General features: G+C 71.3%; 16 protein-coding genes. 10 read left to right on the top strand and 6 right to left on the bottom strand.

Annotated elements, in window-relative coordinates; translation table 11 throughout:
- The 3 genes from E1200_RS23720 to E1200_RS23710 form a co-directional block, all read right to left on the bottom strand.
- Window positions 1–347: DNA polymerase III subunit beta (locus tag E1200_RS23720; RefSeq protein WP_279484947.1), on the bottom strand; the 347-nt coding region annotated here is incomplete at its 3' end.
- Between the two features lie 105 nt (window positions 348–452).
- Window positions 453–962, bottom strand: a complete 510-nt coding sequence (locus E1200_RS23715; protein ID WP_207933510.1) for a methylated-DNA--[protein]-cysteine S-methyltransferase — start codon at window positions 960–962, stop codon at window positions 453–455.
- 19 nt (window positions 963–981) lie between these two features.
- On the bottom strand, window positions 982–2,466 hold the full coding sequence (locus tag E1200_RS23710) for an AlkA N-terminal domain-containing protein (protein ID WP_279484944.1): 1,485 nt from the start codon (window positions 2,464–2,466) through the stop codon (window positions 982–984).
- A gap of 158 nt (window positions 2,467–2,624) precedes the next feature.
- Here E1200_RS23710 and E1200_RS23705 point away from each other — a divergent pair, with 158 nt between their 5' ends.
- The gene (locus tag E1200_RS23705; protein WP_131954276.1) at window positions 2,625–2,987 is read left to right on the top strand and encodes a nuclear transport factor 2 family protein; all 363 of its coding nucleotides are present in this window, start codon (window positions 2,625–2,627) and stop codon (window positions 2,985–2,987) included.
- A 13-nt stretch (window positions 2,988–3,000) separates the two neighbouring features.
- Here E1200_RS23705 and E1200_RS23700 read toward each other — a convergent pair whose 3' ends face one another.
- A complete protein-coding gene (locus tag E1200_RS23700; RefSeq protein ID WP_131954275.1) occupies window positions 3,001–4,389 on the bottom strand; it encodes an MFS transporter in 1,389 nt (462 codons plus the stop codon).
- 241 nt (window positions 4,390–4,630) lie between these two features.
- On the opposite strand from E1200_RS23700, the gene E1200_RS23695 reads away from it, so the two are divergent.
- The 4 genes from E1200_RS23695 (at window position 4,631) to E1200_RS34955 (ending at window position 7,362) form a co-directional block, all read left to right on the top strand.
- A complete protein-coding gene (locus tag E1200_RS23695; protein ID WP_207933508.1) occupies window positions 4,631–5,287 on the top strand; it encodes a DUF4097 family beta strand repeat-containing protein in 657 nt (218 codons plus the stop codon).
- 9 nt (window positions 5,288–5,296) lie between these two features.
- The gene (locus tag E1200_RS23690; protein ID WP_131954273.1) at window positions 5,297–6,166 is read left to right on the top strand and encodes a helix-turn-helix domain-containing protein; all 870 of its coding nucleotides are present in this window, start codon (window positions 5,297–5,299) and stop codon (window positions 6,164–6,166) included.
- 71 nt (window positions 6,167–6,237) lie between these two features.
- Entirely contained in the window at window positions 6,238–7,047 is an 810-nt protein-coding gene (locus E1200_RS34960) for a class I SAM-dependent methyltransferase (RefSeq protein WP_243708788.1), read from the top strand.
- The gene (locus E1200_RS34955; protein WP_243708787.1) at window positions 7,048–7,362 is read left to right on the top strand and encodes a hypothetical protein; all 315 of its coding nucleotides are present in this window, start codon (window positions 7,048–7,050) and stop codon (window positions 7,360–7,362) included.
- Between the two features lie 40 nt (window positions 7,363–7,402).
- Here the strand turns inward: E1200_RS34955 and E1200_RS23680 are convergent, their stop codons facing one another.
- On the bottom strand, window positions 7,403–8,536 hold the full coding sequence (locus tag E1200_RS23680) for an epoxide hydrolase family protein (RefSeq protein WP_131954272.1): 1,134 nt from the start codon (window positions 8,534–8,536) through the stop codon (window positions 7,403–7,405).
- Window positions 8,529–8,912 (bottom strand): nuclear transport factor 2 family protein, encoded by a 384-nt coding sequence (locus tag E1200_RS23675; protein WP_165950435.1) that lies wholly within the window; start codon window positions 8,910–8,912, stop codon window positions 8,529–8,531. The genes E1200_RS23680 and E1200_RS23675 overlap by 8 nt, the downstream gene beginning before the upstream one ends.
- An 88-nt stretch (window positions 8,913–9,000) precedes the next feature.
- On the opposite strand from E1200_RS23675, the gene E1200_RS23670 reads away from it, so the two are divergent.
- The 5 genes from E1200_RS23670 to E1200_RS23650 form a co-directional block, all read left to right on the top strand.
- Window positions 9,001–9,459: a MarR family transcriptional regulator gene (locus E1200_RS23670; RefSeq protein ID WP_131954270.1), complete on the top strand. Its 459-nt coding sequence runs from the start codon at window positions 9,001–9,003 to the stop codon at window positions 9,457–9,459.
- A 409-nt stretch (window positions 9,460–9,868) separates the two neighbouring features.
- A complete protein-coding gene (locus E1200_RS23665; protein ID WP_131954269.1) occupies window positions 9,869–10,381 on the top strand; it encodes a toxin-antitoxin system HicB family antitoxin in 513 nt (170 codons plus the stop codon).
- A 123-nt stretch (window positions 10,382–10,504) separates the two neighbouring features.
- Window positions 10,505–11,362, top strand: coding sequence for a DUF4097 family beta strand repeat-containing protein (locus E1200_RS23660; protein ID WP_131954268.1), 858 nt, complete (start codon window positions 10,505–10,507; stop codon window positions 11,360–11,362).
- Between the two features lie 32 nt (window positions 11,363–11,394).
- A complete protein-coding gene (locus E1200_RS23655; protein ID WP_131954267.1) occupies window positions 11,395–12,363 on the top strand; it encodes an ATP-binding cassette domain-containing protein in 969 nt (322 codons plus the stop codon).
- Window positions 12,360–13,160, top strand: an 801-nt coding sequence (locus tag E1200_RS23650; RefSeq protein WP_131954266.1) for an ABC transporter permease, incomplete at its 3' end; no start/stop codon positions are given. The genes E1200_RS23655 and E1200_RS23650, both read left to right, overlap by 4 nt.

Here is a 13,160-nt window from a genome sequence, read left to right as displayed (position 1 = left end):
GGGTAGTCCTCGACGGGGAGCGTGCGGAGGCCGAACTCGGCGGGGCCGCAGCGGACCACCACCTCGGCACCCTTGGTGAAGATGTCCACAGGCTGTGGAGGAAGGTTCCGCACGATGTCCGCCAGCAGCCGCCCGGGGACGAGGACGAGGCCCGGCTCGGTGACGCTGGCGTCGTCCCGGGCGCGGGCGGACACCTCGTAGTCGAATCCGGCGAGGGTCAGTTCCCCCTCGGCGGTGGCCTCGATGAGCATGCCCGCAAGGACGGGGAGGGCTGGACGTGCCGGCAGCGTCCGGGCCGCCCACGCCACGGCGTCGGCGAGGGTCTGGCGGTCGACTCGGAGCTCCACCTTGATCAGCCTTCCGCAGGTGTCGGTCTTTACGAGCACGGTAACCGGCGCCACTGACAGCCCGTGCCGTTCCCGGTTCGGGCGGGGCTATCCGCCCGATTGCGGTCAGAAGAGGGCGGGCTGGGTGGTGCTGGTCTTGCGCTCGAAGTCGAGGAGGTAGCGCTTGCGGTCGAGGCCGCCGCCGTAGCCGGTGAGGTTTCCGGTGGAGCCGATGACGCGGTGGCAGGGGACGATGACGCCGATCGGGTTGCGGCCGTTGGCGAGGCCCACGGCGCGGGAGGCCGTCGGCTGGCCCAGCTCCGCGGCGAGCTCACCGTAGGTGGCGGTCGTTCCGTAGGGGATTTCCTGGAGCAGTGCCCAGACCCGCTTCTGAAAGGGCGTCCCGTTGAGGGTGAGTGAGAGGTCGAACGTGGTCAGTTCACCGGTGAAGTAGGCGGAGAGCTGCTCGGCGACGGTCGCGAAGGGCTCGTCGTGGGGGTCGCCAGGGACGCCGAACGTTTCCGCAGGGGGGCGGTGACGCTGCACCTCCATGTAGAGGGCGCAGAGGACACCTTCCTGGGCCACCAGTGTCAGCGGGCCTATGGGGCTGTCCACAACGACGTGCGTCGGGTTCATGAACGTCATCCTCTCGTGCTCAGGAAGTGGGCAGCAGGTTGATGGGGTGGTCGCCCGTGGCCCACAGGTACTGGACGGCATACGCCCGCCAAGGACGCCACTGCGCGGCACGGCGGGTGAGCGCCGCCGGCGTGGAGGGCAGGTCGAGCGCCTTGGCGGCGCCACGGATGCCCAGGTCGGTCGGGATGAACGCGTCGGGGTCGCCGAGGGCGCGCATCGCGATGGTCTCGATGGTCCACGGACCGAAGCCGGGTAGGGCGGCCAAGCGCGCGCGGGCCTCTTCCCAGTCGCTCCCCACCCCGAGGTCGATCTCGCCTTGGGCGAGCGCGTTGACGAGGGTCGTGAGGGTGGTGCGGCGGGTCTGCGGGAAGGCGAGGGACTCCGGGTCGAGTTCCGCCAGGGCGGACGGGGCCGGGAAGAGGTGGGTGAGCCCGCCGCCAGGGTCTTCTATGGGGTCGCCGTAGGCGGTGACGAGTCGTCCCGCATAGGTTCGGGCGGCGGCCGTCGACACCTGCTGGCCCAGGACGGCGCGCACGGCGAATTCGGGAGCGTCCACGGTCCGCGGGACGCGCCGCCCCGGGGCCTTGGCGACCAGCGGCGCCAGGACGGGGTCCTCGCGGAGGAGGTCGTCCACGGCGACGGGATCGGCGTCGAGGTCGAGCATCCAGCGGCAGCGGCTGATCGCGATGGTGAGGTCGCGCAGGTCGGTCAGGGTGAGCGTGCAGGCGACGTGGTCGGGCCGGGGACGCAGCGCGGCGACGCCGTGCCCGTGGGGGAGCCGCAGGGTGCGGCGGAACGCGCCGTCCCGCCACTCCTCGACGCCGGGGACGGCGGTGGCCGCGAGATGGCCGAACAGGTTGTCGGGGCAGAGCGGCGCCCGGAACGGCAGCCGCAGCGACAGCGCCCCCGAGCCGGCGGGAGGGTGGCCCTTGGCGACACGGTCGCGCAGCGCGGTCGGCGTCAGCGCGAACACCTCGCGGACGGTCTCGTTGAAGGCGCGGATACTGGCGAAGCCCGCGGCGAAGGCGACGTCCCCCATGGGGAGGGCGGTCGTTTCGATGAGGAGCCTCGCCGTCTGCGCGCGCTGGGCCCGTGCCAGGGCGAGTGGGCCGGCGCCCAGTTCGGCGTTGAGCTGGCGCTCGATCTGGCGCGTGCTGTAGCCGAGCCGTGTCGCGAGCCCGGGGACGCCCTCACGGTCGACCACTCCGTCGGCGATGAGGCGCATGGCGCGGGCGACGACGTCCGCGCGGTGGTTCCATTCGGGTGAGCCGGGGGTGGTGTCGGGGCGGCAGCGCTTGCAGGCGCGGAATCCGGCCTGCTGCGCGGCGGCGGCGCTGGGGTAGAAGCGCATGTTGCCGGGCTTGGGCGGCACGGCGGGGCAGCTCGGGCGGCAGTAGATGCCGGTGGTGACGACGCCGGTGAAGAACCATCCGTCGAACCGGGCGTCCTTCGCCTGGACGGCCCGCACGCACCTTTCCGCGTCCTCATGCATGTCCTCCAGCATCACCGACGCTCCCGCGGTTCCACTGGCGGAAATCCGACATCACCCCCGGGGCGGTGCGGGCCGGGGATGACCTCCCAAGTAATCGATCTTCCGCGGCGGCGTTGGCAGCGTAAGGGGCGCACCGGGAGGAACTCGGTGGAGTAGACGGGAGTCAGCACATGAGCGACGTTCAGCAGCGGGTCGAGCGGTACCTGGCTGTCTGGAACGAGACCGACCCGGCCGCGCGCCGCGCCGCGATCGACGAACTGTGGACAGAACAACCGCTGTACGTCGACCCGCTCGGCGTGGCCGAGGGCCGGGACGCGATCGACGGGTTCATCGGCGCGGCGCAGCAGCAGTTCCCCGGCATGGTGTTCCGCCCGGCGGGCACCGTGGACGCCCACCACAACGTGGCCCGCTTCGCCTGGGAACTCGGCCCCGAGGACGGCGAGGCGCTCGTGGTCGGCTTCGACGTCGCGGTCTTCGCCGACGACGGCCGCTTCGACCGCGTCCACGGCTTCCTCGACAAGGTGCCCGGGTAACCGGCCGGAGGTTTTATGCGCGGCGCAGGAACGGCCAGACGAGGGCCGCGCCGGCGAGGACGATCGCGACGTTCACCGCCGTCGCGGTGTGGATTCCGCCGAGTACGGAGGCGTTGGCGGTGGCCACGGCGCTCATCACGGGGATGCCGAGCGTGATGGCCACCTGCTGCGTCATGGTGGCGACGCCGGTCGCGAGGCCCTGCTCGCGGTCCGGCAGCCCGGACGTCACGGTCCCCATGAAAGCGACGATCGCGACGAGGTTCCCGAACCCGCCGATCGCGGTCGCGACCAGCAGCAGGCCCAGCCCGTCGCGCGAGTCGCCGAGGCCGAGCAGCGCCGCCGTCGCCGCGGCCTGCAGCAGGAGCCCGGCGGTGAGGGTCGTCCGGCCGCCGAGCCGGGCCATGATCCGGGGCGCGGCGACGCCGCCGGCGAACGTCCCGGCGCCGAGGACGCCGAGCGCGAGCCCGGTGGCCAGCGGCGAGAAGCCGAGGACCTGCTGCAGGTAGAGCGTCATCAGGAACACCAGCGACGTCTCGGTGGCGAACGCCACGAAACCGCCCACGCTGCCCCAGCTGACGGTCCGCCGCGCCAGCACGTCCAGCGGCGCGAGCGGGGCGGGGGACCGCCGCTCCACCAGGACGAAGGCGACGAGCAGGGCGGCCGCCGCGGCCAGCGCGCCGAGCGCGAGCGGGTCGCCCCATCCCCGGGACCCGGCGGACGTGATCCCGTACACCAGGGCGAGGAGCCCGCCGGTCACGGTGACCGCGCCGGGAACGTCCAGCTTCGCGCAGTCCCGCGACCGGCTCTCGGTGATCAGCGCGGGCGTGACCGCGAGGATCAGCGCCGCCACCGGCACGTTGACCAGGAAGGCCCAGCGCCAGCTCAGCGCGTCCGTGAGCACCCCGCCGAGGATCGCGCCCACGGTGAACCCGGCGGACATCAGCGCGCCGCTCAGCCCGAGCGCCCGGGTCCGCAGCGGCCCCTCCGGGAACGACGTTGTGATCAGCGACAGCGCGGCCGGTGTGGCGATCGCCGTGGCCAAGCCCTGCATGACCCGCCCGGTCAGCAGCATCGCCGGGGCGGTGGCCAGCCCGCCGATCAGGGAGCCCGCCGCCAGGAGGGCCATGCCCGCCAGCAGCATCCGGCGCCGTCCGAACAGGTCCGCGACGCGTCCGAACAGGAGCGTGAACCCGGCGGCGGGAAGCGCGAACGCCGTCGCGATCCATTGGAGTTCGTCCAGCCCGAATCCGAGCCCCCGGCCGACGACGGGCAGGGCCACGTTGAGGATGGAGAAATCGATGGCGAGCATGAACTGCGCGCCCAGGAGAAGGGTGAGTACCAGCTTGTGCCGTGACGACATCCCCGCAGGGGGAGCGGGAGCGTCGGTGATGAGTGCGCTCATGGCAGAGACCATCGCGCCGCAGGTCGCGCCTACCCAGCCCCCGCCCGTTCGTACCACCCGCAATAGCAGGCTCCGTCGCGGGAGCTAGCACGAACCTGGCTCTGCGGCGTGACGGCCGTTTGAGGAGCCTTTCCGTAGGGTCGAGACCGCTCAGCCACAACACCTGGGGGTCATCTTGCGTCGTCAGCTTGCATTCGTCGCCATGGCAGCGGCAGGGGTAACCGCGTTGAGCGCATGCGGCATGGCATTCGCATCGACCTTCGAGGACGACGCCGCACTCAAGGGTGACATCACGGCGGTGGAGCTGGACGACATCGGCGCGGGCGGGGTCACGCTGCGCGGTGGCGCGTCGGAGGCGTCCGTCCACCGCAAGGTCAGGTACCGCGGCGACAAGCCGGAGGGGCCGACGCACCGGATCGAGGACGGCGTCCTGAAGCTTGGCGACTGCGGTTCGCGCTGCTCGGTGCACTACACGGTCGACCTGCCCGCCGGCCTTCCGGTCAGCGGCGGCACGTCCAGCGGCGGGATCAGGCTGTCTCGCGTCGGGAAGGTGGACGTGTCGACCAGCTCGGGGGAGATCCGCCTGGACGACGTCGCGGGACCGGTCAAGGTGAAGACGTCCAACGGCAAGATCGAGGGACGCGGCCTGAAGGGAGACGAGACCGACGCGGAGACGTCGAACGGCGAGATCACCCTCCGGCCGGCCACGCAACAGAACATCCGGGCGAAGACCTCGAACGGCGAGATCACGGTCACCGTTCCGGCGGGGTCCTACCGGGTGGCCGCGCGCACCGGCAACGGCGACCGGGAGATCGGTGTCCCGAACACCCCGTCCGCCCGGTACGGGCTGGATCTGACGACGAGCAACGGCGACATCACCGTCCGGGCCGCCGGATAACCTCGGCGCATGGCGCGCAACGCGGAGCTCGGCGAGTTCCTCAGGTCGCGGCGGGCGCGGCTGCGGCCCGAGGACGTGGGCGTCCCCTCCTACGGGAGCCGCCGCCGCGTGCCGGGGCTGCGGCGCGAGGAGCTCGCGCAGCTCGCCGGGGTCAGCGTCGCGTACTACATCCGGCTCGAACAGGGCACGGCCGAGGGGGTGTCCGCCGAGGTCCTCGACGCGGTCTCCCGGGCCCTGCGGCTGGACGGCGACGAGCACGTCCACCTGCACCGCCTCGCGCACCCGCCGCGCCGCCCCCGCGCCGCCGGGCCGCCGCGGCTGCGCGCCCCGCTGCAGCACCTGCTCGACTCGATCGCCCACGCGCCCGCGTACGTGGTCGGGCACTACACGAACGTCGTCGCGTGGAACCGGCTCACCGCCGCCGTGTTCGTCGACCTCGCGAACGTCCCGGCGGACGAGCGGACCTGGTCCCACCAGATCCACCTCAACCACGACTACCGGGCGCGGCTCGGGGACAACTGGCCCGCGGTCGCCCGGCGCAACGTCGCCTACCTGCGGTTCCGCTCCGGGCAGGACCCGGACGACCCGCGGCTGCGCGCGCTGATCGGCGCACTGCGGGAGCGCAGCCCGGAGTTCGGGCGGATGTGGTCGGCGCACCACGTCACGGACCTGACGCACGGCGAGGCCCGCATCGACCATCCGGACGCGGGGCGGCTAGTCCTGGCGTTCGAGACCCTGCATCTGCCCGGCGACCTGGACCTCAGCCGCCTGATGCTCTACGCCGCCGAGCCGGGTTCGGCCTCGGAGAAGGCGCTGCGGAGGCTCGCCGAGACGTCCGCCCACAGGTCGAGCGCCGACCTGGCCGACGAGCCGCGCTGAGGGCCGGCAGACGGCGGGGAGGCGCGCCAGCGCTCGTGCCATGCGACGCCTACGCGGTTACCGTGCTGCCTGTGGACCAGATCGCCTGGCATGAGGACGGCCGGGCGCAGCACGCGCGCTGGAGGTCCGCGAGCGGTGCCCCGCCGCCCCGCCGCGTCGTGGTCGCCGGCGACGACATGCGCGCGGACGACGCCTACCACCTGGCCTGCCAGGGCACCGCCCTGCTCTGGCGCGGCGACTTCCAGAACGCGCGGCAGCTCCTGAACGCTGTGGCGCGCCGGATCGACCGTCCTCGGCGGCGTCGCCCGCGTAGGGCCGAACCGTCGCAGGTGCAGGCGTTCCACCTGCATCGCCAGGCGACCGCCCAGCGCGCGCGGGCCCTTGCCATGTTGCTGATGCCGTTCGACCCGGGGCACGTCATTCCCTTACGTCGCGCGCCGGACGTGCAGGCCGCGTGCGTCGAGGTGTACGGCCCGGACGATCGGCCCTACGTGACCCCACTGCGCGAGTTACTCGGCCTGATCGGTGCGCACGAATGGCGTGTGAAGGGCGTGCCGATCGGTGCGATGGGCGGCGACCGGATCCACCCGCACTACGGCGTCTTCTCACCGATCAGGGGCGAGTACGTGAACCTCGTCGCCGAAGCGCCTTTACCGTCGGCCAGGGTCGCCTTCGATATCGGGACAGGGACGGGTGTCCTCGCGGCCGTCCTCGCCCGTCGCGGGATGAATCGGATCGTTGCCACGGACCTCGACCCGCGCGCGCTTGCCTGCGCCCAAGAGAACATCGAGCGGCTGGGCATGGCGGAGCAGGTCGACATCGTCCAAGCCGACCTCTTCCCAGAGGGACGGGCCGGGCTCATCGTCTGCAATCCGCCCTAGGTGCCCGCCAAGCCCAGCTCACCCCTCGAGCACGCCATCTACGACCCGGGAAGCCGGATGCTGCGCGGCTTCCTCGATGGCTTAGCCCGCCATATGGAGCCTGACGGCGAAGCCTGGCTGATCCTCTCCGACCTTGCCGAACATCTGGGGTTGCGTACACGGGACGACCTGTTCGCCCTGTTCTCGTCAGCCGGCCTCCGGGTCGTGGACAAGCACGACACCAAGCCGACCCACCCGCGCGCCCACGATCCCGAGGACCCGCTCCACACCGCCCGTGCCGCTGAGACCACCTCCCTTTGGCGCCTCCGACACTGACACGTACCGGCGCCTCCGGCCGCTTACCTGTACGAGCAATTCACCTCTCCCTGAACCGGCGAAAGAAAGCCCTGATGTCGCCGGTCAGCAGGTCCGATGCTTCTACAGCCGGGAAGTGCCCGCCACGGTCGAACTCCGTCCAGTGGACGACGTCGTACACCCGCTCTACGAGAGCCCTCACCGGCCGGACGAGGTCGTGCGCGAACACAGCAACGCCCAGGGGAACCGGGCAAGAAGCCGGCGGACCGCCCCGCTTCCCGGCGTTCTCCTTGTGCAGCCTGGCCGCGGACCCGGCGGTGGCCGTGAGCCAGTAGAGCGCCACCGTCGTGAGCAACCGGTCGTCGTCGATGCCGCTCGCCGGGTCGGTCCACTCCGTAACCTTGTCGGCGATCCATGCGAGTTGCCCCACGGGAGAGTCGGTCAGCGCATAGGAGACGGTCTGCGGGCGGGTCGCCTGCATCTGCCAGTACCCGGCGGGGCTGGCCAGATACGCCTTCTGCTGCTCCACTCGCTCCCTGTCCTCCTCCGAGAGCGGAACGGCTTCGACGCCAGGCGGCGGTGAGCCGATGTAGTTGAGGTGGACGCCGATGACCCGATCCTTGGCGACGGCCCCAAGCGTGGTGGATACCGGCCAGCCCCAATCGCCGCCCTGCGCGCCGTACCTTTCGTAGCCGAGCCTGGCCATGAGCACGGCCCACGCACGGGCGATGCGGTCCACGTTCCAGCCGCTCTCGCGTGTCGGACCGGACAGCGTGAAACCTGGCAGGGTCGGCACCACCACGTGGAACGCGTCTCTCGGATCACCGCCGTGCGCCCGGGGGTCGGTGAGCGGGCCGATCACGTCCTGGAAGTCGGCGACCGTGCTCGGCCAGCCGTGCGTGATGATCAGCGGCACCGCGTCCGGTTCGGGCGACCGCACGTGGACGAAGTGGACGGTCGTGCCATCGATCTCCGTCGTGTACTGCGGGAACTCGTTCAGCGCGGCCTCCTGGGCGCGCCAGTCGAACGTCGTGCGCCAGTGCGCCGCCAGCTCCTTCACCCGGGCGAGCGGGATGCCGTGCTCCCAGTCGACGCCGGGAAGCTCGTCCGGCCACCGCGTGCGGTCGAGCCGCTCGGCGAGGTCGTCGAGATCCTCCTGCGGGACGTCGAGCCGGAACGGCACGATTTCAGACATTCGCAACCTCCCAGATGGTGCGGGCCTCCACCCGCGACAGCCGCCATCCGTCCGCCGTGCGCGCGGCACGCAGTTCATAGCGCTCGCCCAGCAGACGCGGGCCTTCCTCCCGCGCGAAGACGACAAGGAGGTTCGCGCTGATCGCGGCCTGGTCGCCGTCCACCTCAATCAGCGGGTCGGTGATGAAGTGCTGGGTCGGCACCCGGTGGTTCCTGCGCGCCTGCTCGACGAGAGCGTCAACGCCCTTCGCGACACCGCCGGGGGTGTGGACCTCCGCGTCCTCAGTGAAGAGACCGCGCCCGTCTCCGGGACTCTTCTCGTCCAGCCACCGTCCCAGCCTGCTGACCAGACCGGACAGCTCATGCAGATCGTCCATGGTTCCTCTAATCGTTGGTCTTACCAACATTGGCATGACCAACGATACATATCGTTGGCTCGACCAACAACCCGCGTAGACTGACCGCATGCACAAGGCCGACGCCCGGACGCCCGACCGCCTCCGGCACGCCGCGAGCTGGCTGATCAACCTCGCCTCCGCGCACAGCCAGCGCCTGGTCAGCGAGGGGTTCGCCGCCGCGGGAGCCCGCGGCTACCACTACCGGCTGCTGGCCGCCCTCGACGAGACCGGGCCGTCCAGCCAGGCCGCCCTCGGCCGCCACACCGGCATCGACCGCAGCGACGTCGTCGCCGCGCTGAACGAGCTCGCCGCCAAGAACCTGATCGACCGCTCCCCCGACCCGTCCGACCGGCGCCGCAACGTCATCACCCTCACCCCGGACGGCACCCGCCACCTGCACGAACTGCAGAAGGTCGTGGACCGCATCCAGGACGACCTCCTAGCCCCCCTGACCCCCGCCGAACGCGATCAGCTCACCGCCCTGCTGACCCGGATCACCGACCACCACGCCAAGAGCCGCACCTGACCGAACGGCGCACCGCTCGCTGGACGGACGCCGTTGTCGTTGATGCAGTGGGGAAGGCGCCGACACAGCGGGCCTGCTGGCACTGGGCGTGTCCGGCCCGTCGCGAACACCGGCGCCTCTGGGACGGGACGGCGGCCCCCTAAGCGCGCGACTGCCACGTCCACGCGCCTACTGCAGAGAGACGAAGGCTCGCAGTCAGCGTGACATCACCGATGACAGCACGGCGTGCGGATGAAGCCCTGGCGCGCTCACCTGCGGCATGAACTGCATGTTTATGAGGTGTGTGCCAACAGGACGACTACAAGACATGGCACCACCACACCAGCCATGACATCAAGTGACGTCATATTCTTGTCATTGGACGTCACTTAGTCTTGCAGTGACGTCACATCGATGTCATAGTTACGGCATGGACCTGATGCCGTATGTCGACAACCTTCGCCGGGAGCTCGCCGTCGCCGCCGAGGCGGGCGGCCCGGAAGCCCGTGCGCTGGCCGAACGCCTCACCGGCGTCCTGGAATCGGCCACGCGGCTCACCCTCCTGGAGGCGCTGTCGGCCGCGGCGGACGAGATCACCGGCGAGCTCGCGCCCGGATCGGTCGAGGTGCGGCTGCGCGGCGGCGACCCGTCGTTCGTCGTGACGCCACCGCTCGCGCCCCAGGCGGCGAGCAGCCCCGAGATCACCCGCGAGGCCGCCCCGTCGCCCGCCGCGGAGGAGGGAGGCACCGCGCGGATGACCCTGCGCCTCCCCGAGCATCTCAAGGTGCGCGTGGAGGAGGCGGCCGGCCGGCAGGGGGTCTCCGTCAACGCCTGGCTGGTCCGCGCCATCTCCGCCGCGTTCGACTCCGGCGCCGCGACCGGACCCGGCGACCGGACGCAGCAGGTGCAGAGCGGCCGCGACTACACCGGCTGGGTGCGCTAGCAGAGCACCCGGCGCGGAGCACCCCGCGTAGACCATCACCCGCCCGGCGCCATCACCGGGCACCCATCGCCCGGCCGCCCCGAGGCCGGGAATTCCACTGGACCCCATGAGGAGGGCTCCGCCATGCCTACTTTCGATACTCCCGAACCCATCACCGCTGACATCGACATCTTCGTCGGCCAGGTCCGCGTCCACGCCGGTGACCGCGCCGACACCGTGGTGGAGGTCCGCCCCAGCGACCCGTCCGACGAGGCGTGTGTGCAGGCCGCGGAACGGACGGACGTCGAGTTCTCCGGCGGTCGGCTGCTCATCAGGGCTCCCAGGCCGAGGGCCCTCGGATACCTGCGTTCCTGGCGCGGCTCCGTCGAGGTGACCGTCGAACTGCCGGCCGGGTCCGGAGTCGAGGCCGGGGTCGCCGCGGGCGGCATGGCGGGCTTCACCTCCACCGGTTCGCTCGGCCGCACCGTCCTCAAGACGTCGAACGGGGACGTGCGCCTGGCGGAGACCGGCCCACTGGAGGTCCGGACGTCCACCGGCGAAGTGTCCGTGGACCGGGTCACCGGGCCCTTCGAGGTGACCGGTTCCGTCGGAGCCATCCGGATCGGGGCCGTCGAAGGGGCCGGCACGGTGAAGAACTCGACCGGCCCCGTCACGGTGGGCGAGGTGTCCGGCGACTTGCAGGTGAAGACCGGTGTCGGTGGCATCACCGTCGACCGCGTGACCGCCGAGCTGACCGCCAAGTCCGCGCACGGCCGGATTCGGATCGGCGCGGCGGTGAGCGGCGTCGTCCGCGTGGAGGGCGGTCACGGCAAGGTCGACGTCGGCATCGCCGAGGGCACGGCCGCCTGGCTGGACCTCCACTCTAAGAACGGCGTGGTGCGCAACACCCTGACCGCCGCCGAGGGACCCGACACAAGCGAAGCGGTAGTCGAGGTGCACGCGCACACCAACTGGGGCGACATCGACGTCCACCGATCCTGACCCGCCCTCCACTAACCGCTAGGAGCCCCCCCATGAGCGACGCGATAACGGCCGAAGGACTGGTCAAGAGGTTCGGCGAGGTGACCGCCCTGGACGACCTGAGCTTCTCCGTCCCGCAGGGATCGGTGCTGGCGCTGCTCGGCCCGAACGGCGCCGGGAAGACGACCGCGGTACGCGTACTGACCACGCTGCTGCCGCCCGACGCGGGCAGCGCGACCGTCGCCGGGTTCGACGTCGTCGGCGACGCGCGGCGGCTGCGGGCGCACATCGGGCTGTCCGGCCAGTACGCCGCCGTCGACGAGCACCTCACCGGCGCCGAGAACCTGGAGATGGTCGGGCGGCTGTACCACCTGGGCGCCAAGCGCAGCCGGGCCCGTGCCCGCGAGCTGCTCGACCGCTTCGACCTCGCCGGCGCCGCCGACCGTCCGGTGAAGGGCTACTCCGGCGGTATGCGCCGCCGCATCGACCTCGCCGGCGCGCTCGTCGCCGCCCCTCCGGTGCTGTTCCTGGACGAACCGACCACGGGCCTGGATCCCCGCGCCCGCGCCGCGCTGTGGGACACCATCCTCGAACTCGTCGCGGGCGGCACCACACTGCTGCTGACCACCCAGTACATGGAGGAGGCCGACCGCCTCGCCGACCGCGTCCTGGTGATCGACCGCGGCCGCGCCATCGCCCGCGGCACCCCCGACCAGCTCAAGGACCAGGTCGGCGGCAACCGCATCGAGCTGGCCGTCGCCGACGAGGCCGACCTGGAGACCGCCCGGGAGGCGCTCGCCTGGGTCGCCGTCGGGGCCGTGCGGACCGTGCCGGAGTCGCTCCAGCTCACCGTCCCGGTGACCGACGGGCCCGAGGCGCTGCGACACGTCCTCGGCCGGCTCGCCGACGCGGGGGTCCGGGTGCGGGACGCCGGGCTGCGGCGGCCCACCCTCGACGACGTCTACCTCACCCTGACCGGACGCCAGGCGACCGGAACCGAACCGCAGGAAGTGACCAGATGAACGCGCTCACCATGCCCATCGCCGACGGCTGGACGATCGCCCGGCGCAACGCCCTCAAGATCAGGCGATCACCGGACCTGCTCGGCTCCGCGATCATGTTCCCGGTCGTGTTCGTGCTGATGTTCGCCTACGTGTTCGGCAGCGTCATCGAGGTTCCGGGGGTGCCCTACCGGGAGTTCCTGCTTCCCGGCATCTTCGTCCAGGCGGTGCTCATCAGTGCGCAGGTCACGGGGTACACGCTCACCCTCGACCTGCAGAAGGGCATCTTCGACCGGTTCCGCTCGCTGCCGATGGCCCCGTCCGCGGTGCTGATCGGCCAGACCGTCAGCGACCTGCTGATGAACGCCGCCAGCCTGGTCGTCATGGCGGTGATGGGGTTGATCGTCGGCTGGCGGATGCACACTTCGCCGTTCGAGGCCGTCCTCGGGTTCGCGCTGCTGCTGCTGTTCGCCTACGCGTTCTCGTGGTTCACCGCGACCGTCGCGCTGGCCCTGCGCACCCCGGAGAGCTTCAACAACGTGGCGACGATGGTCTCGTTCCCGCTGATGTTCATCTCCAACGCCTTCCTCGACAGCTCCGAACTGCCCACACCGCTGCGCGTCGTCGCCGAATGGAACCCGGTCTCCGCCTTCACCCAGGCGGCACGCGAACTCTTCGGCAACACCGGCACCGCGATGGCGACCTCGGACGCCTGGCCCCTCCGGCACGCCGTCCCGGCCTCCCTGCTCTGGATAGCCCTCATGCTGATCGTCTTCGTCCCCCTGGCAACCCGCCTCTACAAGAAGGCAGTAAGCACC

It is taken from the genome of Actinomadura sp. GC306 (assembly GCF_004348665.1).
In the GTDB taxonomy this organism is placed as follows: Bacteria; Actinomycetota; Actinomycetes; order Streptosporangiales; family Streptosporangiaceae; genus Spirillospora.
The sequence above is the reverse complement of the archived record's forward strand: the minus strand, read 5'-3'. Positions and strand labels throughout refer to the sequence as shown.

Excerpts from the sequence above, each read along its gene's own strand:
- E1200_RS23680 (WP_131954272.1), bottom strand. The coding sequence starts at position 8,536 with ATGTCTGAAATCGTGCCGTTCCGGCTCGACGTCCCGCAGGAGGATCTC.
- E1200_RS23670 (WP_131954270.1), top strand. The coding sequence starts at position 9,001 with ATGCACAAGGCCGACGCCCGGACGCCCGACCGCCTCCGGCACGCCGCG.
- E1200_RS23695 (WP_207933508.1), top strand. The coding sequence starts at position 4,631 with ATGGCATTCGCATCGACCTTCGAGGACGACGCCGCACTCAAGGGTGAC.
- E1200_RS23660 (WP_131954268.1), top strand. The coding sequence starts at position 10,505 with ATGCCTACTTTCGATACTCCCGAACCCATCACCGCTGACATCGACATC.
- E1200_RS23700 (WP_131954275.1), bottom strand. The coding sequence starts at position 4,389 with ATGAGCGCACTCATCACCGACGCTCCCGCTCCCCCTGCGGGGATGTCG.
- E1200_RS23690 (WP_131954273.1), top strand. The coding sequence starts at position 5,297 with ATGGCGCGCAACGCGGAGCTCGGCGAGTTCCTCAGGTCGCGGCGGGCG.
- E1200_RS23665 (WP_131954269.1), top strand. The coding sequence starts at position 9,869 with ATGGACCTGATGCCGTATGTCGACAACCTTCGCCGGGAGCTCGCCGTC.
- E1200_RS23655 (WP_131954267.1), top strand. The coding sequence starts at position 11,395 with ATGAGCGACGCGATAACGGCCGAAGGACTGGTCAAGAGGTTCGGCGAG.
- E1200_RS23675 (WP_165950435.1), bottom strand. The coding sequence starts at position 8,912 with ATGGACGATCTGCATGAGCTGTCCGGTCTGGTCAGCAGGCTGGGACGG.
- E1200_RS23715 (WP_207933510.1), bottom strand. The coding sequence starts at position 962 with ATGAACCCGACGCACGTCGTTGTGGACAGCCCCATAGGCCCGCTGACA.
- E1200_RS23705 (WP_131954276.1), top strand. The coding sequence starts at position 2,625 with ATGAGCGACGTTCAGCAGCGGGTCGAGCGGTACCTGGCTGTCTGGAAC.
- E1200_RS23710 (WP_279484944.1), bottom strand. The coding sequence starts at position 2,466 with ATGCTGGAGGACATGCATGAGGACGCGGAAAGGTGCGTGCGGGCCGTC.